The organism is Corynebacterium glyciniphilum AJ 3170 (assembly GCF_007673095.1).
Classification (GTDB): domain Bacteria; phylum Actinomycetota; class Actinomycetes; order Mycobacteriales; family Mycobacteriaceae; genus Corynebacterium.
The window spans coordinates 1-440 of sequence record NZ_VDYZ01000057.1 but is presented as its reverse complement, the minus strand read 5'-3'; the positions used below and the strand labels follow the sequence as shown (position 1 = coordinate 440).

Annotated in this window: 1 protein-coding gene; it reads right to left on the bottom strand. The window is 61.8% G+C overall.

From position 1 onward, the window contains the following. Positions 1 to 80 precede the first annotated feature (80 nt). Positions 81 to 236, bottom strand: coding sequence for a hypothetical protein (locus FS507_RS17780; RefSeq protein WP_186314746.1), 156 nt, complete (start codon positions 234 to 236; stop codon positions 81 to 83). Positions 237 to 440 lie beyond the last annotated feature (204 nt).

Here is a 440-nt window from a genome sequence, read left to right as displayed (position 1 = left end):
TACTTCCTTCCGTTATATTCCACAATACTCCATATCCTTCCCAACTCCTCCTTGTCCTCCCAAACTCACTTCCATCATCATCAACCCCACCCACCTCCTCCCCCCCTCACCCCCTCCTTCACCATCAACACCTCCATCCACCTCCCCACCTCCTCCTCCCCCTTCTCTATCCCCACCCTCTCCCCCCCCTCAACCTCCAGACTCTCCTCCCCACCCATCCCCCCCTTCTTTTCCACCTACTCCCCCTTCCCCCCCTCGCCTTCCTCCACCCCCTTCCCCCCCTCCTCCTCCCCGTCCCCCTCACGCCATCCCCCCCTTCCCATCATCCCCACCCACCCCACACAACCCACCCCACCACCCTTCCTCACACATCCCCCCACTCACCCACCCCCTACTTCAACTCCGTCACCATCCCCCCCTTCACGACCTCACACAACTTC